Below are 25,510 nucleotides of genomic sequence, written 5' to 3'. Positions count from 1 at the left end.
TCCTTAAAATACTAATCTTGCTACTGAAATCGTAGCATTGCCTGATTTTTTCTTAGTTAATACGAGCGATTCCACCTGTGCATAACGCATCGCAGCTGGTTCACTTACGCCATAAGCCCCTGTATATTTAAAGACCGTTTCAGATGGTGATGGGAAATTTATTTCATTTAATTGTGCTGGCGTATATGTTACGAACTCCCAATCATACTTTTTTGTTAGTTCAATAAAGCACGTTTCATCTTTCTTCAAATCAATTGTACACAGTGCTTTGACACTTTTTTTCGATAGCTTTAATTCAGCAAGTGTTTCATCAATCAGCTGTTCAATTTCCTCAACAGATGTCCCACGGTTACAGCCCATGCCAAGGACAACTGATTTTGGTCGATAAATAACACCATTTTCCAACAGCACTTCTTCCTCTGGTTCAATGAGTCGGTCGGTGATAAACAGCGTAGCATGCGGTTTTGCTACAATCGCAGCTTGTGCTGTTGGGTAAATTTTAATTTGTGCTGGCATTGGCGTATCACGCATCCACCAATCACGTTCACCCGCTTCCTGTACAATCGCCACATGTTCTTCATTGACGACTGAAGCACTAACTGGTGTTAATTTATCAGCACTGTCCCATACCCAGCCAAAACGTGCCCCAAATAAATCAACGGGAATTGTTTTTTGAACGTCAGAAGCTGTTGTGATAATAGGATTTGCTCCTAATGCCGCTGCCACTTCATGCGTTAGCTCATTGGCGCCACCTAAATGACCCGATAACACACTAATGACATTTTCGCCTCTATCATCAATCACCACAACACCTGGGTCAGTCTTCTTATCTTGTAAAATAGGTGCAATCATGCGCACAACCGCACCAAGTGAAATAATTAATATTAACCCTTTATACTGCTTAAAGAGTGTTGGCAGTAATAAACGAACCGTTCCAGTAAAAAGCTGAATATGCTTTTCATCTTCGTCGCCCTGCTCAAACTTACTCATATAATATAAATCGCTTGCTGCAAAAGTCTGCTGTAGTTTACGTCCGATTTGCACACCATGCTTTGTAATGGCAACCACTGCATAAGGATTGCGCTGCTCCACTTCAGGTAGCACACCTTCTTGTAATTCAATCACTTGTCTTCACACCTTTGCGGAAGCCATGTGTAAAGGTCGCATCATATAATTTTGAACGGTACTCATCTTTATCATGAATATTCGGGTCTAACGCCCATCCTGCTAAAATCATGGCATGTTTACGAATACCATTGACACGCATTGCCTCATCTAGCTCAACTAATGTCGTACGGACTATTTTTTGATCTGGCCATGTGGCACGTTGAATAACCGCAACCGGTGTATTATCAGCCCATCCAGCACTTTGCAATTCTTTAACGATTTTTTTTGTTAGCGTGGCACTTAAGAACAGCGCAATCGTACAATGATGGCTAGCGAGATCTCGTAGCTTTTCAAACTCTGGCACAGGTGTACGCCCTTCTGCACGCGTTAAAATTAGCGTTTGTGTTAAATCAGGAATCGTTAACTCGGCACCAATTGCTGCGGCTGAAGCAAATACCGAACTAACACCCGGAATCACTTCGTAGCCAATTCCTTCCTTCTTTAATAATGCAACTTGTTCCATAATGGCACCATACATCGCAGGATCGCCTGTATGCATACGCGCGACTACTTTCCCTGCATTGACACGCTCAACCATGACGGCAACCATTTCTTCTAAATGCATGCCGGCTGTTCGAATTACTTCCGCATCTGGCTTTGCTTTTGCGATAAGATCTTCATTTACTAATGAGTCTGTATACATCACAACGTCTGCTGTTTGTAGCATATGTAAACCCTTTACAGTAATTAAATCGGGGTCCCCTGGTCCTGCACCGACAATATATATTTTTTTCATTATTTACGCACCACCATTAACGTTAAATATTCTAAATCAACACCGTCTAGTTCACGTACATCCCAAATAATTTCCTCATCAGATGTTACCTTTGTGACAACGGACGCTTTATCAAGTAAATCTAAATCACGCAGTACTTCTAGCATTAGATCAATCACTTTTGCTACTTTTATAAATACGACAGCATCATGGCTTTCTATCGCTTCACGCATCGCTTCATAATTATCATGGGCTGGTATAATGGCAACTCGATCATCTCCATCAGCAAGGGCGATGCCTAGGCGGGATGCTGAACCGTTGAATGAAGAAATACCCGGTACAGTACGAATTTCTACATCTGGATGCATGTCCTGCATGAGCTTCATCATATGGATAAACGTACTGTAGAGCAGAGGATCACCTTCTGTCACAAACGCTACGTCCTTCCCTTCTTGCAATTTGCCATAGACCAATTCAACAGATTTCGTCCATTCACGTTCTAAGACGGCTTCATCCTTTGTCATAGGGAAAACGAGACCTAGCATATCCTTTTCCTCTGGGTTAATATAGACATCTACAATACGATGCGCATAACTTTTGCTACCTTTTAACTTTTTAGGGTACGCAATAACGGGGGATTCCTGAATAACGCGGAATGCCTTTACTGTAATTAATTCTGGATCGCCAGGACCAACGCCTAAGCCATATAAAATGCCAAGATTACTCATGATTTTCTTCCTTTCGATATGCCGAAATAATATAAATCGGGTTTAATGGGACAAAGCGCGTCATATCTAAAATTGGTTTACTACGCGCAAGTTGTGCCTGTAAAATTTCCACTGCAAAGCCACATGCTTTAAACGCTTCGACTGCTTTATATAAATTTTCGATAGTAGCCGCATTTAAGACAATGCGACCATCTGGCTTTAAACGGGTGCAGCATAACTGCAATAGCTCGACCATTTCCCCGCCTGTACCGCCGATAAAAATGGCATCTGGATCTGGGAATTGCTCTAGTCCAGTAGGCGCTTTACTATGAATAGCTGTTATATCAACACGGAATTTCTGTTGATTTTGCAGGCAGTTTTCTAAATCAGGTGCATTTTTTTCTACTGCAAACACTTGACCTTCTGGCGCAAGTTTTCCTGCTTCAATGGCCATGGAGCCTGTACACGTGCCTACATCCCAAATCGTACTGTCCTTTTGAAGCTGCATTGCTTGCAAACTTAATACACGAATTTCTTTTTTCGTAATAAGTCCTTTGTCCGGCTTACGTTGTGAAAACTCTTCATCATCAATGCCAAGTGCATAGCGCTTTGGAGCTGATGTTTGCTGTAAAATCACGACATTTAGAGAGGAAAATTGCGCTTCTTCTAATTCATCAAGAGAGTACCAGCCATATTTTTCATCAGCACCTTGTAAATTTTCTGCAACAAAAGCTCGGTATTCCGTCATGCCAAAATGCTTTAAATAACGTGCAAGCACATTTGGATTATTATCGGCATCTGTCAGCAATGCCACTTTCTTTTTGCCATCAATACGTTGTGCCAGACCTTTTATTGGGCGCCCGTGAATACTTGTTACATAGGCATCCTGCCAGCTCTCACCCATTTTTGAAAAGGCAAGCTGTACGGAACTCATATATGGATACACTTCAATCGTAAGCTTTTTTGCTAAATAGCCTCCGATACCGTAAAAAAGTGGATCTCCCGACGCTAAAATAACGGTCTTTCTCGTTTCTTTAGATAGTCTTTCAACGAGCGATGAAAGACCACCCTTAATGACGATTTTTTCGCCTGCAAAGCTTGGGAAAAAATCAAGGACACGCTCACCACCAACGAGCACTTCACAGTCTGTAATCCACTGTCTATACTGAGGAAGTAAACTTTCCTGTCCGTTATCCCCGATCCCAATCAATTTCATCGATTGATGCAATGTCATCAGCCCTTCCTAGTAATTGTCCCTGCATCGAATAAATCGATGTGGAGAGCGTCAAGCCACCTCTAATATGGTGTAATGATGAATAACAACACGCTTCACATAAATGATGAAAGAATGCATCATACCCTTTATCCGCCATTATTTCACCAACTTGAGAGGCGGTATTCGCTGCTCTAACTTGTTCAACGGTCTCTTCATCTGCTCCAATATCTGTAGCTAACTGTGCTAAAAAATTAAAATCAATCGCTGCACTTTTGGAGTGAACCATCATCACCCCTTGTGCTACCTTTGAAAATTTCCCCATCATGCCAACGAGCGATACGCGCTTAATGCCAAGCCGTTTACAATGCTTTAACGTAAAGCCGACAAAATCACCCATTTCTATAAATGCTTCCTCAGGTAATGCAGGATACTCAGCCATGCCAAACTTTTCGCTACGTCCACCTGTTGTCACGACAACATGGTCACAGCCAGCAGCTCTTGCAACACTAATAGCTTGGACAATGCTTGCCATATAAGCGGAACTCGAAAAAGGCACGACGGTTCCCCTTGTGCCTAAAATGGAAATGCCACCAAGTATGCCGAGCCGTCCATTTAATGTTTTTTTCGCTATTTCCTCACCATCTGGTACAGAAATTACAACATTAACGCCGCGTGTAATTTGAAAATCATCTAGCACATCTTGCACGGTACTATGTATCATCTTACGTGGTACAGGATTGATGGCGGCTTCTCCAACAGCAACGGGCAAGCCGGGCTTTGTTACTCGCCCGACCCCAATACCCCCATCTAAATGAATCCCTGGTGTATCAGCCCAACTTACCGTACCAATAATGAGGGCTTTATGTGTTGCATCTGGGTCATCACCAGCATCCTTTATTGTTTCGCAACTTACTTCGTTATGACCGAACGTACATTTTTCTATCGTAAACGTTGCATCTCTCCCTATTGGCAGATGAATCGTACTCGTTTCTTGTTCTTCATTCGTAATAAGTGCTAGCAAGGCGGCCTTCGTAACGGCTGTTGCACAGGCTCCTGTTGTATAACCGTGACGCATGTCTTTAGGATCCTTTTTTGGCTTCCGCTCCATTATTTTTTCGCCTGTTCGTCCGCTAATAATGAAATGGCATTTAATGCAGCAACCGTCACTGTACTACCGCCTTTACGCCCAACATTTGTAATATATGGAATGCCTTCTAGTTTTAATAACTCTTCTTTCGACTCCGCTGCTGAAACAAAGCCTACTGGCATACCAATAATTAAATCTGGCTTTGCTAAACCTTCTTTGATTAGTCGAATTAATTCTAGTAAAGCAGTTGGGGCATTCCCAATCGCATAAATACCACCTTCGTGTAATTTTGACGCTTTTTGCATCGAGATAATAGCTCGTGTAGTATTTTGTTTTTTCGCTTCAATCGACACATCTTCATCTGCGATATAGCAGTGTAAATCTCCGCCATGTTTTTGGAAACGTTTTTTACCTGAACCACTTTCTATCATTTGCACATCTGCAATAACATGACGTCCTGCAAGAATTGACTTAATCCCTGCTTCAATCGCTCCTGGTGTAATAATTACACTACGTCCTAATTCAAAGTCTGCCGAAGCATGAATAATACGACGGACAACTTTCCACTCATCCTCTGAAAAATCATGTTCGCCCATTTCCTCTGCAATAATTGAGAAACTATAATCATAAATTTTGTCTGGGTCTACTGTTAATGGTTTAAAATCTGTTTTGAAGTCCATTTCAATTGCCTCCTAAAGTATGTTTTGCACAGCCTGAAGTACGTCCTCAAATGAGGAATATTGCTGGCCGTATTGGATATTTGGTCGTGCTATTAAAATCGTTTCGATACCACATGCTAGAGCGGCTTCTAGTTTTTCATCTACTGAGCCCACTTTACCACTTTCTTTTGTAATCATTAAAGTGACATCATATTGGCGGAATAATGCTTCGTTTAACTCTTTTGAAAAGGGTCCTTGAATGGCTACAATATCTCGTTGTGCCACACCAAGCGCTTCACATTTTTCCATATTATCAAGGCGAGGCAGCATACGTGCAATGACACGAGTATGTTCTAACCCTTGCAAGACCTTTGTAAATGTAGCAAGTGTTTTACTACCTGTTGTCAGCATAATGACGCCTCGTTTTGTCGCAGCTAATTGTGCTGCTTCCTCATAATCTTTAACGACTGTAATCAGTGGATGTTCGTAATGCTCATTTGCGCGTTCATAGCGGATATATGGAACACCTGCACTTTTTGCCGCTGCCATAGCATTTTTAGAAGCTTCCTCTGCGAATGGGTGCGATGCATCAACGACTAAACGATCCCCTCGTTCAGTAATAAGTGCAGCCATCTCCTCTGCCGTCAATCGACCGACTAAATGAGGCAGTCCAACTTGTGCAAGACTTGTAGCAGCTGAATCCGTGACAACGGTAGCTGTAACAGCATAGCCTGCTGACTGCAATGCAAGTGCAAGATTTCTTGCATCGCTTGTCCCTGCTAACATGAAAATCATTTCACTAGCTCCTCTTCATGATGGTGGTCATGATCGTGGTGGTGATCGTGATCGTGGTCATGATCGTGGTGGTGATCGTGATCGTGGTCATGATCGTGGTGGTGATCGTGGTCATGATGATGGTGATGGTGATGACCATGGTCGTGGTCATGGTCGTGATGATGCTCCACGAATGCCGATGCATTAATACGGTACTGACATGTATCACAGTTCATTTTTACGTCTCCTGCAATGGCCTCTTCCATACGATCTAGCAACACCGTTTTTAATTTTGGATGGTAGCCAAAATAATCTGCCAATTGGATGTCTAAATCAGCATATGTGGCTGCATAGCTCTTTTGCATCCCCTCCATACGCTCCATTAAAATGCCTGTAAATAAGAAATACGGCAACATAATAATCTTTTTCGCCCCAAGACGATAACAGCGTTCGATTCCTTCGTCCACTGAGGGATTCGTTACGCCCATAAATGCACACTCCACTGTTAGGACATCTAATTGTTCCCAAAGCAAACGACCAATTTTATAAAAATCACTGTTTGCATCCGCATCACTACCACCGCGACCGATAAATAAAATCGCAGTATCTTCTTGTTTTTCTTTAATATTCAAGCCTGTTGCTGATAAACGTTCTGTTAAAATATTTAACACTTCTTCATGCACACCAAGTGGTCGCCCATATGTAAAAGTTACATCCGGATATTTTAAACGAGCTGCATCAATCGCTGCAGGGATATGAATTTTTGAATGGCCTGCTTGCAATAAAATAATGGGCACAGCATACACCTCTGTAGCGCCACGCTTTACACATGCATCAATACCTGCTGGGATATTAGGTGCTTCAAATTCTAAAAAGCAAGTTTCAACGATATAGCTGTCGTCAATTGAAGGAGTCAATTGTTGAATAAACGTGCGTACCTCATCATTTCCTGCTGCTAAACGGCTCCCATGGCCAATAAATAAAATTGCTTTCATTTCTTTTCTCCTCACTAGTCGCCGCACGGTGCTGGCTCTACTTTTATTTTGGATGACATATCTTGATACGTAAAATGCAATATTTTTTTCACTCGTTTAAAATACTTAAACAAGCGTTCATTTGGATGTGCATTTGCCTTATATTCCTCGATAATCGCTGTAATAAGCGGAATAAGCTGTTCTGGCTCTAACCCCTCTACGACAGGCTGTGCTGCATGTGCTGTTCGACCTACTGGCTTTGCTCCAATAAAGACATCAAATTTACTTTTTCGATAAACAATACCAATATCATCAAACACAGCACGATAACATGCCATGCCACAGCCATTAAAGCCAATATTTAATGTTTTCGGCAATGACAAGCCACCTAGTTTTGCTTGAAGTTCTTCTGCATATGGGATGGAATCAGCCTTCTCCCCATAACAGAAATCACATGCCTTTAATGACAATACATCCCCAATTGGTGAGAGTAAAAAGCCTACTTCTCTCAACTTCTCTGTTATCGCTTGTGGTTCTGTCGTTGGGATTTTCAAGTGAATTTGATGGTCTGGCGTATATTCCATCGTGCCTTCGTCTCCCACAACTTCAGCCAATGCCATCATCTGCTGTGGTGTAAAAAATTTATTTGCTACCCCAGGGCTAACAGCTAGTTCAAAAATTGACTCTATTTTTTGTTGAACTAGCTTTGGTGTGACTTTCGTTGCAGTTGTCCCCTGCACCATCGCAAGTGCCGTTGCTGCCATTTCTAAAGACGATTTTGTCGGTGTTGATACAGGCGTAATGGCAATATTACTTTTCATCCGTCCTGCATTTGGATCTGCCGCAAAATCATGGCTTGCAGTACCTGTTTCTTGGTTCATCGCCCAAGGTTCATTTTCTTCTCTTAAACGCTGATGTGGACGTAAAGGCTGTTTTTCTTCCCCGAGCGTATATTTACGCTGATAGCCACGCGGTGTAATCATTTTATTATCATAGAAAAACGTCGAAGAGTTGCCGATAATAACCGTTGTTAACATGCCGATATCATGCTCAAGCATCTCCGCTAAAGTCGTCATCGTAATTTCCTGACGCTCTCGATAGGCACTCTTGACAAGACCTACAGGCGTGTCAGGCGAGCGATATTCAAGTAAAATCCGCTGGGCTTCTACAATTTGACGTGTACGACGCCCACTTTTTGGATTATATAAAGCGATTACAAAATCTGCCATAGCCGCTGCTTCCACACGCTTGGCAATTAAATTCCATGGCGTTAAATGGTCACTTAAACTAATGGTACAAGAGTCATGCATAATCGGTGCACCTAGTAAACTTGCACAGGAATTGATAGCTGAAATACCCGGTACGATTTCGACTTCAACACCTGTTGCTTCTGTCCAACCAAGCTCAATAAGCACTTCATAGACAAGCCCCGCCATCCCATATACACCCGAATCTCCACTTGAAATAACGGATACAATATTGCCAGCTTCCGCTTGACGTACTGCTTCTTGCGCTCGTGAAACTTCTTCTGTCATGCCCGTACTAACAATCGACTTTGCACTAACTAAATCTTGAATAAGCTCAACATACGTTTTATAGCCAATAATAAATTCACTTTGTTGCAGTGCCTCCACAGCACGAGTCGTAATATGGTTAAAATCACCAGGGCCAAAGCCCACAACAAAAATCTTTCCTTTTTGCGCCATTTTTTACCCCTCTTTCACCTTGTCGATGCCTTTAATGGCTGTTGTTTGCGGTGTACGCTGTAATGTACCTTCTTTCAGTGTAAAAACATGTTCACTATGTAAAGAGTCATGGTTTAAATCTTGTACAAGTGTTCTTCCGTGTTCAACCGATGGCACACGATACCAATTTCCTTGTGGATAAGCGATGACAACACAGGCATCTTTGCATCTGCCATTACAGCGCGTTCTTGTCGTATGTATTTCCTTATCAAGTGCTAATTTCTCGATTTCATCTCGTATTGCTAGGGTAATTTCCTCTGCCTCTTTTTTCATGCAGCTACTGCCATTACAAATAAAAAGATGCGTTTTCATTCCCTCTAAGTTCCAAGTTGTCATTGCTTTTCTCCCCTCATTTACTTTTAGGAAAAAGAAAAAACCTTCACTCTATATCGAAGAGTAAAGGTTTTGTAGAAGCCAAAATAAAAACGAATATACACGTATCCGCTCTCGCTTCACTTCTCCCTCCGAAAAGTTTGCATGCCATCAATAAGCAGGTTTCCTGACTTAAGCTTCTTTTTACTCTCGCGCCTTCCCAAGTTTTCAGTGGCATTGCGATTTCATCAGCTATTACAGTAGCGGGGGCTGTATCGGATTTACACCGATTTCCCTATTATCTCGAACTTTTTCGAGCACTTATAGATGTATCTATATTAAATTGAAATGCTGTAAGTTTTTAAAATGAATTGAAAAACTGTCTCTATCATAGCCTATTTTTTTCATACTTTTCAACATTTCTTTTTCATTTATTAGATTTTTAATAAAATTTCAACAAGTATTTCATTGAAAGCGACCGTTATTCTCTTATATTTATCTGAATTTTCTAGAATGTCAAATAACAAAAAAATTTTTTATAAAAAAGGATAGCTTATAAACGGAAAAACATGTTACACTGTGTCGTGAAATCTCACAATTTCATCTTTTTTCGGTGCGAAGTGTATTCACTTCGCTTAAAAGGGAAGCCGGTTCAAGTCCGGCGCGGTCCCGCCACTGTATTAGGGAGTTTTATAGAGAATGTCACTGTCCAATGGACGGGAAGGCCTATATAACGTTGAACTAAAGCCAGGAGACCTGCCGAAAAAACGTGATCGTTTCAACCTACGAGGATAGGTGTGCGGCTTGGCAGATGATGATTCTATTTGCTTTTTCAGCTATGCACTTTTCCTAAATTAGGAGAAGTGCTTTTTTTATTGCGCACGCTACATTCGAAAATTTTGATTTAAGGAGGAGAGATTTTGAAATTATCTTTTTGGAAACTTAGTTACTTCCTACTAGCATTTTTACTAGTACCAAAACGAGCATTTGCCATGCACATCATGGAAGGATTTTTACCGATTGAATGGGCGATATTCTGGTGGATTATTTCGATTCCATTTATTATTTTAGGGTTACGCTCAATTCGCAAAACAATTGATGAAAACCCTGAAACGAAAATGATATTAGGGCTATCAGGGGCATTTGCATTCGTCTTATCTGCATTAAAAATTCCATCTGTTACAGGCAGTTGCTCACACCCTACTGGTGTTGGACTTGGCACAGTCCTGTTTGGCCCATTAGCAATGAGTGTGATTGGGACAATCGTCTTGTTATTCCAATCGTTACTTTTAGCGCATGGTGGCATTACCACTCTTGGTGCAAATGCTTTCTCAATGGCGATTGTAGGACCAATGATTGCGTATGCTGTTTTTAAAGGTGCAAAAAAAATCGGTCTATCCTTTTCTCTCGCTGTCTTTTTTGCAGCAATGCTTGGGGATTTGGGTACATATGTTGTCACGTCCGTTCAACTTGCACTTGCCTTCCCTTCAGAAGTGGGAGGCTTTATGGCTTCATTCACTAAATTCGCAGGGATTTTCGCGTTAACACAAATTCCTCTAGCGATTAGTGAAGGGATTTTAACTGTCATTGTGATGAATTTCTTAAAAAAATACAATGTAAGCGAATTAAAAGCTTTACGTGTTTTCTCTGCAAAGGAGGCACATTAACATGAAGAAAAATTTACTGTTACTAGCTATTGTGATATTTTTAGCAATCATCCCTCTATTCATCCAAAAAGGCGCTGAATTCGGCGGTGCTGACGGTGAAGCTGAAGCAGCCATTGGTGAAATAAACAAAGAATACGAACCATGGTTTGAAAGCTTATGGGAGCCACCAAGTGGTGAAATTGAAAGTTTATTATTCGTCTTACAAGCCGCTATTGGCGCTGGTTTTATTGGCTATTTCGTGGGCTATATGCGCGGTAAGCATAAAGAAGGTTAAATAATGTTACTTATTGATAAGTATGCTTATATGAATAAACTAGCGTCCGTTCATCCGTTAGAAAAAATGACGTTCTCCCTTGGATTGTTGCTATTGACACTTATCATGAGAGATGAACAAATTTCACTCATTACATTTCTTGTAATGAGTGCTTTTATCATTTTAGGCGCTAAAATTCCTTTACAATATTATGCAAAACTACTGCTTTTACCGAGTTTTTTCTTGCTCTCCAGTTTACTATCTATTTTGATTTCGATTGCACCTACTGCTAGTATTTTGCCGGCGCATCTATGGACATTTTCGCTAAGCCAGTGGACGATTTTTATAGGAAATAACAGCTTGATCACAGCGCAGCACCTGTTTTTCACCGTTTTGGGCAGTATTAGTTGTTTATATTTTTTAATTTTAACGACTTCCGTACAATCCATTTGTTATGTCTTACGGCAATGGCGGTTGCCAGCTTTATTTGTAGAGTTGGTAGAGCTAACATACCGTTTTATTTTTATCTTTTTGAACAGCATGCAAAAAATCCATCTTGCACAACAAGCTCGTCTTGGTTATCAATCACCAATGCAATGGCTTCGGTCGATTTCCATGCTTATTGCAGCACTGTTTGCCGAAATGTTCCAACGCAGTCGCGAACTAAATAATGCGATGCAGGCGCGCGGTGGTGAAGCTGTCTATTGGCAAGAAAGTAGTAGCTACAACAAGAAAAACTGGTTAGGCATTGTTATTATTTTCGTATCCCTCATTATCTATGGAGGTATTTCTCATGACTGAGCTATATTTTGATCTTCAACATTTATCTTATGCTTATGCAGACGGCACTAAAGCTTTAACAGATATTACTTTGCAAATACCAAAGGGGAAAAAAATTGCCCTGCTTGGTCACAATGGCGCAGGTAAATCTACGTTATTTCAACATTTAAATGGTATTTTAAAACCGACAGCTGGCACTATTTCTTTTTGTAACGAAACGCTTAGCTATTCTAGAAAAGCATTAGCAACATTACGACAACAAGTTGGCATCGTATTCCAAGATGCGGACAATCAACTTTTTTCTGGTACCGTCAAGCAAGACATAGCTTTCGGGCCATTAAATCTTGGCTGGTCAAACGAAAAAATTGAAGAAAAAATCGCGTGGGCTGTTGCGCAAACAGAGGTTGAAGCATTGCTTGATAAGCCCATTCACTTTTTAAGCGTCGGACAAAAGAAACGTGTTGCCATGGCTGGTGTGCTCGCAATGGAACCTTCCGTCTTACTATTAGACGAACCGACTGCTGGGCTAGATACTTATTATGCTTCACAATTTTTACAGTACTTAGCTAAATTAGAAGATGGGCAACGTACGTTTTTATTAGCGACGCATGATATCGCTTTAGCCTATGAATGGGCGGATCAAATAATCGTGATGGAGGCAGGGAAAATCATTTATAATGGGGATCCAATCGACATGTTCTACCAAGAGGAATTGCTTGAAAAAGCCCACCTTGAACGACCATGGGTATTTGAAATGACGCTTGCCTTACAAACGAAAAAACTATTGGGCGACAATATAGCAATGCCTCGTTCCAAAAAGGATTTACACAAACTTATTGAACAACTTTAAGAACTTTCCGAGAATAACGAGTACTAGATGCTAGTTGTCGCTATACACTCCTTCTTAAGGAACAATTCTAGTAGTCCCCACCCTCTTCTATGAATATCTACCAAACTTGCAATATCCCGTACGCAACGAACCGTGTTGTTGTCAAACACCGGCCGTTACGTACGGGAAGATTAATATACCACTGCCTTTCACTCCGCAAAATAACAATTAACAACTCATGCGAAAAACCATATAAAACTATCATTTATAAAACAATATACTAGTTATAACAAAAAAACTTGTAAAAAAAATTTATTGTGGTATGAAACCTTTCTCTTTGCCGTCCGTTATAAATATTGTAGTTTATAATTTACTTAAGGAGGTAAAAACAATTGAAAAACTGGGTGATGAAATCAATCGCTGTCGTAGCATGTTCTGCATTACTGGTTCCTGCTGCTTCTGCCTTTGCTGAAGCACCACAGAACCCAGAATCAGTGACAGCTATGCTCGCTAGCAACAACAAACAAGGAGCGAAGCAGTTCAAGCAACAAACAGGAGGAAACGAATGGATTAGTGATAATACGATTATCGTCAAACATTCGGGTCTTGCTAAGAACGTACATAGTAAAATAGGTGCAAAAGTAATTCGCTCTATTCCTTCATTAGGTTACGATGTCATCCAACTTAAAAAGGGACAATCGTTAACAGAAGCTGTTTCCTACTACGCCAAGCAAAAAAGCGTAAAAAGTGTATCCCCAAGCTACAAGTATCATTCCTTTAACACTATTGTAGATCCAAAGAAAAAAGATATGTATCATTTGCAACTGCTTGAAGTTGATAAAGCACTAGCATTAGCTGGCAATCATGATGTAAAAGTAGCGGTTATCGATTCAGGTGTGGACTATAAGCATCCAGATTTGCAAGCGCAAGTGCTGCCGCCATATAATGCGGTAAAACCTGCCGACTCTTCTGTTGCTGATCCACATGGGACGCATGTCGCGGGCATTGTTGGCGCAACAAAAGATAATGGAATTGGTGGGCACGGTATATATCCAAATGCCAAGATTCTGCCAATAGACGTCTTTAACGGACAAGAAGACGCTAGTGACTTTGCCATTGCACAAGGCATTCTTTATGCTATCGAACAAAAAGCAGACGTTATTAATATGAGTCTTGGTGGCTATGGAGAGTCTCCTTTAATGGAGGCGGCCGTTAAAAGAGCGCTTGACAGTGGCATTACGATTGTAGCCGCTGCAGGCAATGAATCAACCGATAAATACTCCTTCCCTGCTTCTTTTGAAGGTGTTATTAGCGTTGGTGCTACAAATGAACAAAATAAATTAGCAAGTTTCTCAAATTATGGCCCTTCAGTAGACATCGTTGCACCAGGTGAGGATATTTATAGTACCGTTTATGATGAAAAAAAAGGATCATCTTTTGCTATATTTAGTGGGACATCAATGGCATCACCTGTTGTTGCAGGTGTAGCGGCACTATTAAAATCCAAATACCCGAATTTAAAGCCTTATGAAATAGAGGCTATTCTTGAATTGACTGCTAAAGATTTAGGTGAGCCAGGCTACGACCTTACGTATGGACATGGTCTCGTTAATCCTGTTAAAGCACTACAATTTGATATCAATAATCTACCTAAACGCTATAACGAAACAAAAGAACAACGGTTAAATAACGCCAAAGTACTGAAAAAGAATGTTCTAAATACAGAAAAAGGTGAGTTCAGGCTTCCAGAAGAGAAAAAATGGTACAAGGTAGATTTAAATGCGAATGAATATGCTCAATTGTCTTTAAAAGGTGCCGAAAATTACGATTATGCATTTGATTTATACTTCTACCCTACAGGTTATAGTGGCGATGTAGAACCAATTAAAGTAAATGATGTGCGCATGAACCAACAAGAGGGCTATCTATATAAAGCAGAGCAACCAGGAACACTTCTTATTGGTGTAAAAGACCATAATGGAGGCTATAGCTTAAAGGGCAAGTCTTACTTTACATTTACAGCTCAAACAACAAACACATTACCAATTGATAATTTAACTATCGATCAAGCAGTGGGGATACAAAAATTCCCATTCAATACACAAGGGAAAAACTATACACTGCTTTCTAAAGATCATGAGAGCGACCAAGATTACTTCACATTCTCTGTTAAAACGCCAACGACATTGAAATTTGATTTATCTGGTATCCCTGGTGTAACTGCATCTTTAGAACTTTATCTAAAAAGAGATTTAGAACCTGAACCTTCAGAACAAGGTGACGATGAAGAAGAATATGAACCCGTTCCAATCTCTGCGTTAAGCAGCAAAACAAAAGGCGAAGGAGTTAGTCTTATTGTCGATGTCGAACCTGATGAAGAATATGTCCTAAGCGTTACAAATAATAGTGATAACGATTCTTCTTTCGATTCTTTCTTAACGTTCTTAAGCGGCGGCATTGACAATGAAGAAAACGATAGAATTAACGAGTCCATTTTACCTTACACATTAACTGGTGAAGTCGTTTATTTACCTGAAGACGAAGACGGTCTTCCATTAATTGAACCAACACAAGAAGCCGAGGAAAATAATTCTTCTTCACCCACTCCATCTAAATCCAAAAAACGTCAACAGGACTTTAACAAAAAACTATTTTCAAATATAGAATTATCTGATGAAGAAGAGGACTCAAAAGTAATTTTGGAGCATGCAATTCCATATACGATTGGTAATGAGTACAAGGCATACTTCCAAACAGATGAGGATATTGATTATTTTATTTTCACACCACAAGAAGATGCTATCTATAGTTTTCAACTTCAAAAAGGCAAAAATCAAAGACCAACTGGTAGTATTTTAGAATATGATGAGGAAACGAAAGAATTGCAACTAATTTCTTCATTAACGAATGATCCAGCGATTATTTCACGACTATACGGCATAACAATCAATGAAAATGATCCCAAGACAATTGCATTGAAACAGGGTAAAACTTATGTTGCTAAAGTCTTAAATTTCGGAGATCGTTCTACCGAACCCTATATTTTTAAAGCAACTAAAATTGCAGCAATTCCCCAAGACCAAAATAAAGAAATCAATACAGCTGAAAATGCACGTTCAATTGAAGCTGGTACCAACTATCAAAATAAACTCGTTTTTTATGATGATACAAATTATTACTACTACAAACATCTGGGAGAAGATACAGTATTAAGTCTTCTCATCAATTCCGAGCCCTATACAAATAAGCAGGGAACGTCGTTACCAAGAGAGCTACAAATAGATTTGAAATTTATGGGCTCTATCATTGAAGATACTAATGGTAATAAGCAAATTGACGGCAATGAAATGCAAACAGAAATTCCATTTGGTCAAGGTGAAAGCTTTTTTGAAAGGCTGCTCGGTTTAGCAGGGACATCCGCGCTAAATACTTCATTTAAAGTTAAAAAAGATTATGGTTACTTTATTGCTGTTAATACAATTGATAACGGTTTAGTTTCGACTCAGCCATATACTTTAACGCTCTTTGATCATAAAAAGGATGATGAGGATGCGGATTCTAAATTAGTCAATGGTATACCTACAAAACCATCTTCACTAACGAAAACAGACGATAAATGGGTAGCTAGCCAATATTTAAATGCTAATGTACCATTTGGCGATAAAGATTATTTTGAATTTTTCAATCACAGTAAGCGCAATGTAACGTTCACCTTACTAACCGAAAAAGGTTTGGATGGGGTCATCCGTATTATTGATGCTAAAGGACGCACAGTGAAAATCATCGATAATTACGGTGCAGATGATGCCGAACTAGGTATCGTAGCGTTGGAACCAGGAACATACTATATTGAAGTTAGTGAAGCAAATGGTCGAGCAAGTACACAACCGTATACACTCGAAATAAATTAAAGCTCATTTTTTCCGTTTTCTTAAAACAAAAGAGGTTGTTTTTGATAAATTTTTGCTAAGATAAAAATATATAAAATATCCCCTATTATTTCTTTTGCAATGAATAATAAATTAGAAAGAAAAACTAGTTGTTGGTAGCAAAGGCGGTGTCTCCTGAGAAGAACCCACATAGCGTAAGACGCGGGCATTCCGCGCGTTAGCGAAGGTTGCGGCTTACTGTGCTGAGCGGAAAGCACCACCGAAGTGGACAACAACGGCGCAGCAAAAAAGTGTTAGATTGATGGCAGTCAATCTAACACTTTTTCTCTTTTTACTAACCAAAATACTTTACATAATTACAATATTGATCTTGTATCATATTCAGATTTTCATATAATTTTCGGGCATGTACATTGTCGGCAGCCGTTTGTAATGTCACATAACGTGCCGATTGCTGCCCACAATATTGAAACACTTTTTCCATCAATGCTGTGCCTACCCCTTGGCCCCTCGCTTCATCCGTTACATAAATATCATTTAGTATATAGGCACGCTGTAATGCGATAGAAGAAAACGTTGGGTACAGTTGTGCAAACCCTATTGATTTCCCATTTTCCACAGCAATAAAAATAATGGATTCTTTTAAAGCCATCCGTAATTGGATAAATGCTTTGGCACTACTAATATCCGATTCTAGTCCATAAAACTGCCGATACTCATCAAATAGCACTGTTACATCTTCTAATTCATCCATTGTTGCGTGAAGTATTTCCATTTCATTCTTCTCCCCTTATGTCTACCCATGATGGTCTTAAAATGTATGTAGCTAGTGTTCATTATAAAGGAAATGATAGGATAAAGATATTGTCAATAGTACTTCACTAGTCCTATACGACATTCAAAAGGTGCCACCTTTGATGTCACGAAGGACTTCAAAAATAGCACACTTTCTTTAATGGAAATATTGATCTACACGTTGTATTACTTCATCAGCGGAAAGCCCAGCTGCATCGATAATAGGACCTGCCATAATAGGATCACTAATGCCCATGACATCTCTATCTTGTCCTGTAATTACGCAAGCATCACATTTTTTTGCATCTGCTTCATTACGAAGCTGAATCACTTCATACCCTTTTGCTTTTAAAGCATCTTCTACATTTGATAATGATTGTTCAACACCAATAATTTTAGACATTCTTCTTCCACCTCCTATATGTTAATGTGCCATATAGGTTACCTAATTATTCACTTATTTTATATTTTATTATGTACAAATAACACAGGCTTCAGATAGCTACAAAATCACCTAAAAATATACATATAATCCAATTCCATGTGATATACTGTAAAAAAGTTTTTACCTTTAATTACTAACAGGATGGGAGGATAAACATGATCTATAGTAAAACGGCCAAAACAATAGAAACAGAGCGCTTATTGCTTCGTTTATTTCAGGAATCAGATGCACAAGCAGTCAGCAATTATTGTAATAATTATAATATCTATAAAAGCACATTAAATTTACCTTATCCCTATTCATTAGAATGTGCACTCTCATGGATTGCAAATCATGAAAAGCATTATGATCTAGATACTATGTATGAATTTGCTATAACAGACAAACAAAGTGGACAGTTGTACGGGGCAATCGGTATTTCCAATCATCCACAATACAAAAATGGTGAAATTGCCTATTGGATTGGTGAAGAACATTGGGGCAATGGCTATGCAACCGAAGCTGCTAAAGCACTAATTGATTTTGTATTTACAGAGAAAAACTATCATCGTGTTTATGCTCGCTATTTTAAATCAAATCCTGCTTCTGGTAAGATTATGGAAAAGTGTGGTATGCGATATGAAGGTACTTTAAAAGATCATATTTATAAAAATAATACATTTGAAGATATTGTTTTTTACGGAATTATTAACCCAAAAGAATAAAGGGCAAACTAGGTGCTTACGTCATAAAAACGTAAGCACCTTATTTAAGATCATCTAAAAAATCTTTACTAAAGCTTGTCTGTGATTGAAAAGATGATCGTTTAGCAATATCTGCTCCTCGTTTAATGATGCCTTTGCCAAATCGTTCTTCTATCTCATCCACTACCTTTAAAATTGGCTCCTCTTTGATATGCTCTTCAAAATTAAAAAATGTTAATTGCTGTGTCATTTCTTTCAAATTGCTGACATTTGAAATGGTTACGCCTAATAATCGGACAGGCTCCTCATTCCAATGTTTTTGAAAAAGGCTCCATGCGTGTTCAACAATATCTTCTTTTAAATAAATAGCATTGTTGACCGATTTACTGCGCGTATAGGTTTTCCAATTAGCTGTACGAATTAAAATACTCACCGTGACGCCAGCAAGTTTTTTAGCATTTAATCGATCCGCTACCTTTTCAGAAAGTGTAGTAATAAGCTTATATAATTCATCTCTATCCGTCGTATCGTGCGAAAGTGTTGTCGAGTTCCCTACACTTTTCGTATCATATATTGCCTCGGGATCAACAGGTCGATCATCCTCACCATTCGCCTTCTGTTTCATACGAACACCATTGATGCCAAATTGTTGCTTTAATAGCCGTTCATCCGTCACAGCTAATTCACCAATTGTTTGTATGCCCAACTTTTTCAACTTCTCGGCTGTGCTTTTCCCAATTCCATGCATTTCTATGACATTCAATGGCCACAGTATAGATGGTACATCACGCTTACGTAATATGGTAATTCCCATCGGTTTTTTCATATCGCTTGCCATTTTCGCTAAAAACTTATTAGGTGCAACACCTATTGAACAAGGCAATTGGAGTTCGTTCCAAATGCGGTCTTGTATGCCTTGTATAAGTTCCATTACATTTTGACCTTCTACCATCGGCAATTGCATATACCCTTCATCAATAGAAACTGGTTGAAGAATTTCACTATATTCTTTTAATAAGTTAAAAAATGCTTTTGAAGCTGCTCGATATCGCTCAAAATTCGGTGGCAGAACAATTAAATCGGCACATTTTCTTCTTGCCTCACCGACATTCATCGTTGTATAAACACCACTTTTTCTAGCTTCATAGCTACATGTAATCACGATACCTCTACGCTCTTTTGGATTACCTGCAATGGCGATTGGTTTTCCTTTTAATGAGGGATCGTAAATTTGTTCCACTGAGGCATAAAAGCAATTCAGGTCAATATGCAAAATAATTCTTCCTTTATGCATTTTCTTTCACCTCATTAATTATTATCTACATACATTTTTAAAAGAAAGAATGTATCGTTTCTTCGTCATGCTAATCCTTCAATTTAAACTTTTTCTATAGTTTATCACATATAAGAACTTTTGTTCTTTTTTTCACCAATTTGCATTTTTTACGGCAAAAAAGTGCAGGTACTGTACAATGATTGCACAATAGCTGCACTGTTATTTTATGTTGTATAGGAACCATTAATTTTCACATAGTCATAGGACAAATCACAACCCCATACAGTAGCTTCTTCATTGCCTAAGCCGAGCGATACTTTAATCTGGATTTCAGAATTCTCAAGATACTCTTGGATAACAGATAAATCGACGGTATCGATTGGTTTCCCTTGATAAATTAACGTTTCACCAAAATAGATGGAGATATTTTCAGGATTAAGGTCTACTTCATCTTCACATTTACCTATCGCCATAGCTATACGTCCCCAATTGGCATCTTTTCCAAAAATAGCAGTTTTCACGAGTGGCGAATTCACAATACTTTTAGCCACTTTTTTTGCTTGTGCAAAGCTCGATGACTCATTGACAGTGACTTCAACTAATTTTGTAGCGCCTTCCCCATCACGGGCAATTTCTTTTGCCAAGTCAATGCTCATGTTATTTAACGCTTCAGTAAATTGCTTGATATCCACTTTCCCTGCTAATCCATTCGCCATAATGGCTACTGTGTCACTTGTACTCGTATCGGTATCAACACTGACCATGTTAAATGATTGATTGACAGCTTCTTTAAAAATTGTTTGTAAAGTTGCGGCGGGAATTTCAGCATCTGTCACAAAGTAAGATAACATCGTAGCCATATTCGGCTCTATCATGCCAGAACCTTTTGCAATACCAACTAATGTAGCATTACCGACTTTGCATATTTTACATTTTGGATAAGTATCTGTCGTCATAATTGCTTGGGCTGATTTTTCTAAGCCTCCTTCTACTAACTGTTCTTTAAGATTGATGATTCCATTTCTTATTTTTTCCATTGGTAATTGATGCCCAATTACACCAGTTGAAGAAGGTAAAATATTTTCAGGTGCAATTGCTAACTCTTGTGCGACCAAGTTGACAATTTCTTGAACATTGCGAATCCCTTCTTCCCCTGTTGCGACGTTCGCATTTTTACTATTAATGACAAAACATTGTAATTTACCATTCGCTACATTTTTCTTACCAATGGGGATAGGCGCACCACAAAATCTACTTTGCGTAAACATAGCAGCTGCGTTTGCTACAGTAGATGACATAATAACCGTGAAGTCTAGCGTTTCATCTTTAATACCGAGGTTCTTCACACAAGTATAAAATCCTTTCGGCATCAATGTTTGCATATCATTTTCTTTTTTCCCTAGTTCTTGCATTGCCTTTTCCTCCTTTCAACTTTTAGTCTGCAGTTTCTAAATATTTAACCATCGCTACTTCATCGCAATTATTAATTTTTGGGCAATTCACGCAATCCGTCCAAACCTTTTCTGGCAAATCATCTCTTTTGACAATTTGAAATCCAAGTTTTGAAAAAAACTTTACTTGATATGTTAAGGATATTAATCTTTCCACCCCTAATTTAGGACTCTCCTGAATAATATGTTCCACTAACATTCGACCGATTCCTTTTTGTTGGTAATCTGGATCTACGACTAAGGAACGAACCTCTGCTAAATCTTGCCCTAAGACATGTAGCCCTGCTACCCCAACAACCTTAGAATTGTCCTTTACAACATACAAACACTGTAACTGTTGATAAATTGATAATAAGGAACGAGGTAATACAATCTCTTTATCTGCGTAAATTTTGATTAACTCATAGACAGGTGTAACATCAGCAGTTGTAGCACTATAAATTTTCATAGATTTCTCCTTCTTCCAAAAAATTAATATGTTATAAATATGCACTAAACTGATTTAAAATGCAATTTGTTTTTGTGAAAATTTACAGAATATTTGAATCGCGGGTAAAAGTTTGTGATTCGCGGGTAAACCTTTGGAAAACGCGGGTAAATGTCTCCGATTCGCGGGTAAACTGTGAAAAACCGCGGATAAATCTCCCTGATTCGCGGGTAAACCTGTGAGAAACCCCGCTGTTTCGCTCAACAGTAAAAAAGTGTTAGATTGCATGCAATCTAACACTTTTCCCTTCCACTCATTCACTGTTAATCTACAAACCCATAGTCACCATCACTTTCAAGCAATTCCTTTAATACCGTTAAGGCTTGCTCAAGCTGCGCGCTATTTTCTGGTGCCGTAATTGCCAATCGAACGGCATTTATTGGTTTGGCATTACCTACTGCAAAACGTTCTGCTGCATAAACTTGGACGCCCGCTTTCGAAGCAAGTAATTCAAACTGCACGCCAGTAAATTTTTTCGGCAATAGAAGCCATCTAAACATGCATTCATCATCACCTAAAATATTGTATTCCCCTAAATACTGATTCACAAGCGCATTTTGTTGTTTAGCATATAAGCGATGTTTCTCTAATATCGTTTGCGCAACACCATCTTGAATTAGTCTTGCTGTAAGCTCCACCATAACAGGTGATACCGAAATATTGATATTATATAGTGTTTCAATAATTTTCTTTCTTAATGCACTAGGCGTCACAATAAAGGATAACCTTAAACCAGGTGATATCGTTTTGGACACACTGGCAATATACACTACCTTTTCCGGTGCATAAAAGGCGATTGGCGCTAGTGGCTGCTCCTTCAAAAAGCTATAAATGGCGTCCTCTATCACGATTAATCCCTTTTGCCTAGCCACTTCTGCTATCATTTTTCTTGTTTCCATAGACATTGTATGGGTTGTAGGGTTATGAAAATCTGGAATCACATAAAGACCTTTAATATGTTCATTTTTACAAGCATACAATAGTCCTTCTTTTGTCATCTCTCCATTTTTTTGCTGAATGGCTACTAGTTGAATACCAAGCATATTAGCAGCCGTTTTGATTCCTGCATATGTAATGGGATCTGTTCCAATACGATCTCCTGGATGAAATAAAGCGGCTAATGTGCCGACAATTGCATTTTGACCTCCTGCACCAAGCAATATTGGTTGATCCGTTTGAAATCCAACTTTTTCTAAAAGTTTTGCTGCTGCTTCAGTTTGCCATGCATTCCCTTCTGGTCGACCATATTGAAATAACTTGCTGACATTAGAATCATTCAGCATTTTCTTCATATAACGTGTTATTTCTTCATTCGCATAAGCATCTGGTAAGACCGAACCTAACTCGATTAAATGACCAGCATTACTTGTCGGTAATAAAATTTTATTTGCCGCTGCATCAGAAGAAACAAATGTACCACTCCCAATCGAGGCATAAATTAGTCCCTTTTGTCCGCACAGCTTAAACGCTCTTGTAATTGTACTTAAATTGACATCTAAAAAATCAGCCAGTTCGCGTTGTGGTGGCAACTTAGTCCCTGGCAATAAAACACCTTCCTTAATATCCTGTTCTAACTGCTCTGCAATTGCGATATAAATTGGCGCTGAGATATTGCTTATATTGGGCTTCCAGCTCATTGGGTATTCATCAAATGAGTTAAATGGCATGCTTTAACCCCTTTCTTTTGGCTTTGCATACAATATATAATTGTCTTGCATACAATCATAATATTGTATGCAAATGATTACAATGCTATAATTTTTAAAAAATCAGAAAAAGGGACCGATAAAATTATGCAATATTCTGAAAGAATCTTAAACACACCATCTTCATTCATCCGTAATATTTTAAAAGTAACGGATGCCGAGGATGTCATTTCCTTTGCAGGTGGGCTACCAAACCCCATCTCTTTCCCAATCGATGCATTAAAAGCATCTGTTGACCATGCGATTAGTGAAAATGGCAGTCGATTATTCCAATATTCATCTACACAAGGCTATGCACCTTTACGTGAATACATCGCAGCTAAATACAAACGTGTTCATGGGTTAGATATTAGCGCAGATGATATATTGATTACAACTGGTTCACAGCAAGCGCTTGAACTAATTGGTAAAGTACTTATTAATAAAGGGGATGGCATTGTCATTGAGGAACCAGGCTATTTAGGCGCGATTCAAGCCTTCACATTAAGTGAGCCTAATTTCTATGGCGTAACCCTTGAAAACGATGGCCTTAATTTAGAAGAATTAGAGAATGCTTTACAGCAGCCAAACGTGAAATTCATCTATACAGTACCTAACTTCCAAAATCCAACGGGTCTTACGTATTCAAAAGAAAAACGTCAACAAATATATGACATTATTGCTAAATACGACGTAGCATTAATTGAAGATGATCCATATGGAGAACTACGCTTCCAAGGTGAACCACTTCCTTATATCGGTGCCGGAAAACTCGAAAATAGTATTTTACTAGGTTCTTTCTCTAAAACAGTTACACCAGGTATGCGCCTTGGCTTTATTATTACGAAAAATAAAGTGTTAATGAAACATATTGAAACAGCAAAACAAGCAACTGACCTACACACAAACATTTTCTCACAATATGTGATTTATGATTACTTAGCAAATAATGATTATACAGAACACGTAAAAAAAATCATTGCTTTATATAAAAATCAATCTGATGCAATGCTAGGTGCGATGCAGGAATTCTTCCCTGCACATGTTGAATACACTCGTCCAGATGGTGGGATGTTCATTTGGGCGACAATGACTAACGGTGCTGCAGCATTGGACGTCTTTAATAAAGCAATGGAACAAAAGGTCGCTTTCGTTCCTGGCGATCCCTTCTATACGTCAAAAACAGGTGTAAACACGATGCGTCTGAACTATACAAATGCAACACCTGACATTATTCGTGAAGGCATTAAACGTTTAGGCAGCATTTTATAAGTTAAAAAAATCGGATGAGCGCTATCCATAAGCGCACATCCGATTTTTATCTTTCATTCGGATAATAGATGGTCATGCCTAACTTCGTTAATGTATCACCTGCATTACGATAGTCATGCGGTCTGTCTGCTTTAAATCGGATGGAATCACCACTTTTTAAAGTGTAGTTATGGTCATTGACACAAATCATTAGTTCCCCTGCAAAAACAGTAATAAATTCCTCTGTGCCTTCTTTATGACCCTCTGCGCTTAATTGACCACCCTGATCAATCTCTATTGTATAGATTTCAAAACGACTATCTTCTTGAAATGGAAAATTTGGATACACTCTATATTTCCCATTATCTTCTGATAATACTGGTATATCCTTTTTCAGCACGACTTCTGTTTCCGACTGCGGCTGATGGATAAGAGCCGTAAAGGAAACCTTTAAACCTGTTGCGATTTTCCAGATAGTTGTAAGCGTTGGACTAGACTCGCCTCTTTCAATTTGCCCAATCATCGTTTTACTAACGCCACATAGCTGAGACACTTTTTCTAAACTAAGTTTTTCTTTTTCGCGAATCGCTTTTAAATTCCTTGCAAAAATTAAATGAATTTCCTCCAAATCAAGCACCCCTTAAAAAATTGTACAATATAAC

At 39.0% G+C, this 25,510-nt stretch carries 24 protein-coding genes and 2 riboswitches; of the genes, 7 read left to right on the top strand and 17 right to left on the bottom strand.

Features of this window, described 5'->3' with window-relative positions:
• Positions 1-3: 3 nt before the first annotated feature.
• The 10 genes from C9J37_RS04100 to C9J37_RS04055 are packed head-to-tail and all read right to left on the bottom strand — an operon-like array spanning position 4 to position 9,380.
• Positions 4-1,125: a cobalt-precorrin 5A hydrolase gene (locus tag C9J37_RS04100; protein ID WP_107894361.1), complete on the bottom strand. Its 1,122-nt coding sequence runs from the start codon at positions 1,123-1,125 to the stop codon at positions 4-6.
• A complete protein-coding gene (gene cobM / locus C9J37_RS04095) occupies positions 1,118-1,903 on the bottom strand; it encodes a precorrin-4 C(11)-methyltransferase (RefSeq protein WP_069513142.1) in 786 nt (261 codons plus the stop codon). Before cobM ends, C9J37_RS04100 begins: the two co-directional genes overlap by 8 nt.
• On the bottom strand, positions 1,903-2,610 hold the full coding sequence (gene cobI, locus C9J37_RS04090; protein WP_024361106.1) for a precorrin-2 C(20)-methyltransferase: 708 nt from the start codon (positions 2,608-2,610) through the stop codon (positions 1,903-1,905). Before cobI ends, cobM begins: the two co-directional genes overlap by 1 nt.
• The gene (gene cbiE, locus C9J37_RS04085; RefSeq protein ID WP_107894360.1) at positions 2,603-3,823 is read right to left on the bottom strand and encodes a precorrin-6y C5,15-methyltransferase (decarboxylating) subunit CbiE; all 1,221 of its coding nucleotides are present in this window, start codon (positions 3,821-3,823) and stop codon (positions 2,603-2,605) included. Before cbiE ends, cobI begins: the two co-directional genes overlap by 8 nt.
• The gene (locus tag C9J37_RS04080; protein WP_107894359.1) at positions 3,780-4,913 is read right to left on the bottom strand and encodes a cobalt-precorrin-5B (C(1))-methyltransferase; all 1,134 of its coding nucleotides are present in this window, start codon (positions 4,911-4,913) and stop codon (positions 3,780-3,782) included. The genes cbiE and C9J37_RS04080 overlap by 44 nt, the downstream gene beginning before the upstream one ends.
• Positions 4,913-5,572, bottom strand: a complete 660-nt coding sequence (locus C9J37_RS04075) for a precorrin-8X methylmutase (protein WP_004231303.1) — start codon at positions 5,570-5,572, stop codon at positions 4,913-4,915. The genes C9J37_RS04080 and C9J37_RS04075 overlap by 1 nt, the downstream gene beginning before the upstream one ends.
• Positions 5,573-5,584: 12 nt before the next feature.
• Entirely contained in the window at positions 5,585-6,346 is a 762-nt protein-coding gene (gene cobK, locus C9J37_RS04070) for a precorrin-6A reductase (RefSeq protein ID WP_024361110.1), read from the bottom strand.
• Positions 6,343-7,320: a sirohydrochlorin chelatase gene (locus C9J37_RS04065; protein ID WP_107894358.1), complete on the bottom strand. Its 978-nt coding sequence runs from the start codon at positions 7,318-7,320 to the stop codon at positions 6,343-6,345. The genes cobK and C9J37_RS04065 overlap by 4 nt, the downstream gene beginning before the upstream one ends.
• A gap of 14 nt (positions 7,321-7,334) precedes the next feature.
• Positions 7,335-9,005: a precorrin-3B C(17)-methyltransferase gene (gene cobJ, locus C9J37_RS04060; protein WP_107894357.1), complete on the bottom strand. Its 1,671-nt coding sequence runs from the start codon at positions 9,003-9,005 to the stop codon at positions 7,335-7,337.
• Positions 9,006-9,008: 3 nt separating this feature from the next.
• Positions 9,009-9,380, bottom strand: coding sequence for a (2Fe-2S) ferredoxin domain-containing protein (locus tag C9J37_RS04055; protein WP_024361113.1), 372 nt, complete (start codon positions 9,378-9,380; stop codon positions 9,009-9,011).
• A gap of 136 nt (positions 9,381-9,516) precedes the next feature.
• Positions 9,517-9,696, bottom strand: a riboswitch (cobalamin riboswitch).
• Positions 9,697-9,950: 254 nt separating this feature from the next.
• Positions 9,951-10,134, top strand: a riboswitch (cobalamin riboswitch).
• Positions 10,135-10,276: 142 nt separating this feature from the next.
• Here C9J37_RS04055 and C9J37_RS04050 point away from each other — a divergent pair.
• The 5 genes from C9J37_RS04050 (at position 10,277) to C9J37_RS04030 (ending at position 16,796) form a co-directional block, all read left to right on the top strand.
• Complete coding sequence (locus C9J37_RS04050) at positions 10,277-11,023, top strand: energy-coupling factor ABC transporter permease (RefSeq protein ID WP_107894356.1); 747 nt, start codon at positions 10,277-10,279, stop codon at positions 11,021-11,023.
• Position 11,024: 1 nt separating this feature from the next.
• Complete coding sequence (locus tag C9J37_RS04045) at positions 11,025-11,297, top strand: energy-coupling factor ABC transporter substrate-binding protein (protein ID WP_024361115.1); 273 nt, start codon at positions 11,025-11,027, stop codon at positions 11,295-11,297.
• A 3-nt stretch (positions 11,298-11,300) separates the two neighbouring features.
• Entirely contained in the window at positions 11,301-12,077 is a 777-nt protein-coding gene (cbiQ, locus tag C9J37_RS04040) for a cobalt ECF transporter T component CbiQ (RefSeq protein WP_107894355.1), read from the top strand.
• On the top strand, positions 12,070-12,906 hold the full coding sequence (locus C9J37_RS04035; protein ID WP_107894354.1) for an energy-coupling factor ABC transporter ATP-binding protein: 837 nt from the start codon (positions 12,070-12,072) through the stop codon (positions 12,904-12,906). The genes cbiQ and C9J37_RS04035 overlap by 8 nt, the downstream gene beginning before the upstream one ends.
• Before the next feature lie 371 nt (positions 12,907-13,277).
• Positions 13,278-16,796: a S8 family peptidase gene (locus C9J37_RS04030; RefSeq protein ID WP_107894353.1), complete on the top strand. Its 3,519-nt coding sequence runs from the start codon at positions 13,278-13,280 to the stop codon at positions 16,794-16,796.
• 313 nt (positions 16,797-17,109) lie between these two features.
• Here the strand turns inward: C9J37_RS04030 and C9J37_RS04025 are convergent, their stop codons facing one another.
• Both C9J37_RS04025 and C9J37_RS04020 read right to left on the bottom strand, forming a co-directional pair.
• Positions 17,110-17,550, bottom strand: a complete 441-nt coding sequence (locus C9J37_RS04025) for a GNAT family N-acetyltransferase (RefSeq protein ID WP_107894352.1) — start codon at positions 17,548-17,550, stop codon at positions 17,110-17,112.
• Positions 17,551-17,727: 177 nt separating this feature from the next.
• On the bottom strand, positions 17,728-17,973 hold the full coding sequence (locus C9J37_RS04020; RefSeq protein ID WP_024361120.1) for a YkuS family protein: 246 nt from the start codon (positions 17,971-17,973) through the stop codon (positions 17,728-17,730).
• 197 nt (positions 17,974-18,170) lie between these two features.
• On the opposite strand from C9J37_RS04020, the gene C9J37_RS04015 reads away from it, so the two are divergent.
• Positions 18,171-18,719: a GNAT family N-acetyltransferase gene (locus tag C9J37_RS04015; RefSeq protein WP_107894351.1), complete on the top strand. Its 549-nt coding sequence runs from the start codon at positions 18,171-18,173 to the stop codon at positions 18,717-18,719.
• 40 nt (positions 18,720-18,759) lie between these two features.
• Here C9J37_RS04015 and C9J37_RS04010 read toward each other — a convergent pair whose 3' ends face one another.
• From C9J37_RS04010 to C9J37_RS03995, 4 genes are all read right to left on the bottom strand, one after another.
• Positions 18,760-19,992, bottom strand: coding sequence for a DNA polymerase IV (locus tag C9J37_RS04010; RefSeq protein WP_107894350.1), 1,233 nt, complete (start codon positions 19,990-19,992; stop codon positions 18,760-18,762).
• A 206-nt stretch (positions 19,993-20,198) separates the two neighbouring features.
• The gene (gene argJ, locus C9J37_RS04005; RefSeq protein WP_107894349.1) at positions 20,199-21,386 is read right to left on the bottom strand and encodes a bifunctional glutamate N-acetyltransferase/amino-acid acetyltransferase ArgJ; all 1,188 of its coding nucleotides are present in this window, start codon (positions 21,384-21,386) and stop codon (positions 20,199-20,201) included.
• A 22-nt stretch (positions 21,387-21,408) separates the two neighbouring features.
• Positions 21,409-21,873 carry an N-acetyltransferase gene (locus C9J37_RS04000; protein ID WP_107894348.1) on the bottom strand — a complete coding sequence of 155 codons (465 nt, stop codon included), beginning with the start codon at positions 21,871-21,873 and terminating at the stop codon, positions 21,409-21,411.
• 302 nt (positions 21,874-22,175) lie between these two features.
• Positions 22,176-23,579, bottom strand: coding sequence for an aminotransferase-like domain-containing protein (locus C9J37_RS03995; RefSeq protein WP_107894347.1), 1,404 nt, complete (start codon positions 23,577-23,579; stop codon positions 22,176-22,178).
• A 126-nt stretch (positions 23,580-23,705) separates the two neighbouring features.
• Between C9J37_RS03995 and C9J37_RS03990 the strand changes: the two genes are divergently transcribed.
• Positions 23,706-24,869: an aminotransferase-like domain-containing protein gene (locus tag C9J37_RS03990; protein ID WP_107894346.1), complete on the top strand. Its 1,164-nt coding sequence runs from the start codon at positions 23,706-23,708 to the stop codon at positions 24,867-24,869.
• A gap of 46 nt (positions 24,870-24,915) precedes the next feature.
• Here the strand turns inward: C9J37_RS03990 and C9J37_RS03985 are convergent, their stop codons facing one another.
• The gene (locus C9J37_RS03985) at positions 24,916-25,476 is read right to left on the bottom strand and encodes a helix-turn-helix domain-containing protein (RefSeq protein ID WP_107894345.1); all 561 of its coding nucleotides are present in this window, start codon (positions 25,474-25,476) and stop codon (positions 24,916-24,918) included.
• Positions 25,477-25,510: the final 34 nt, after the last annotated feature.

Origin of the sequence: Lysinibacillus mangiferihumi (assembly GCF_003049665.1) — a bacterium.
Taxonomy (GTDB): Bacteria; Bacillota; Bacilli; order Bacillales_A; family Planococcaceae; genus Lysinibacillus; species Lysinibacillus mangiferihumi.
This window is presented reverse-complemented; position numbering and strand designations above follow the sequence as displayed.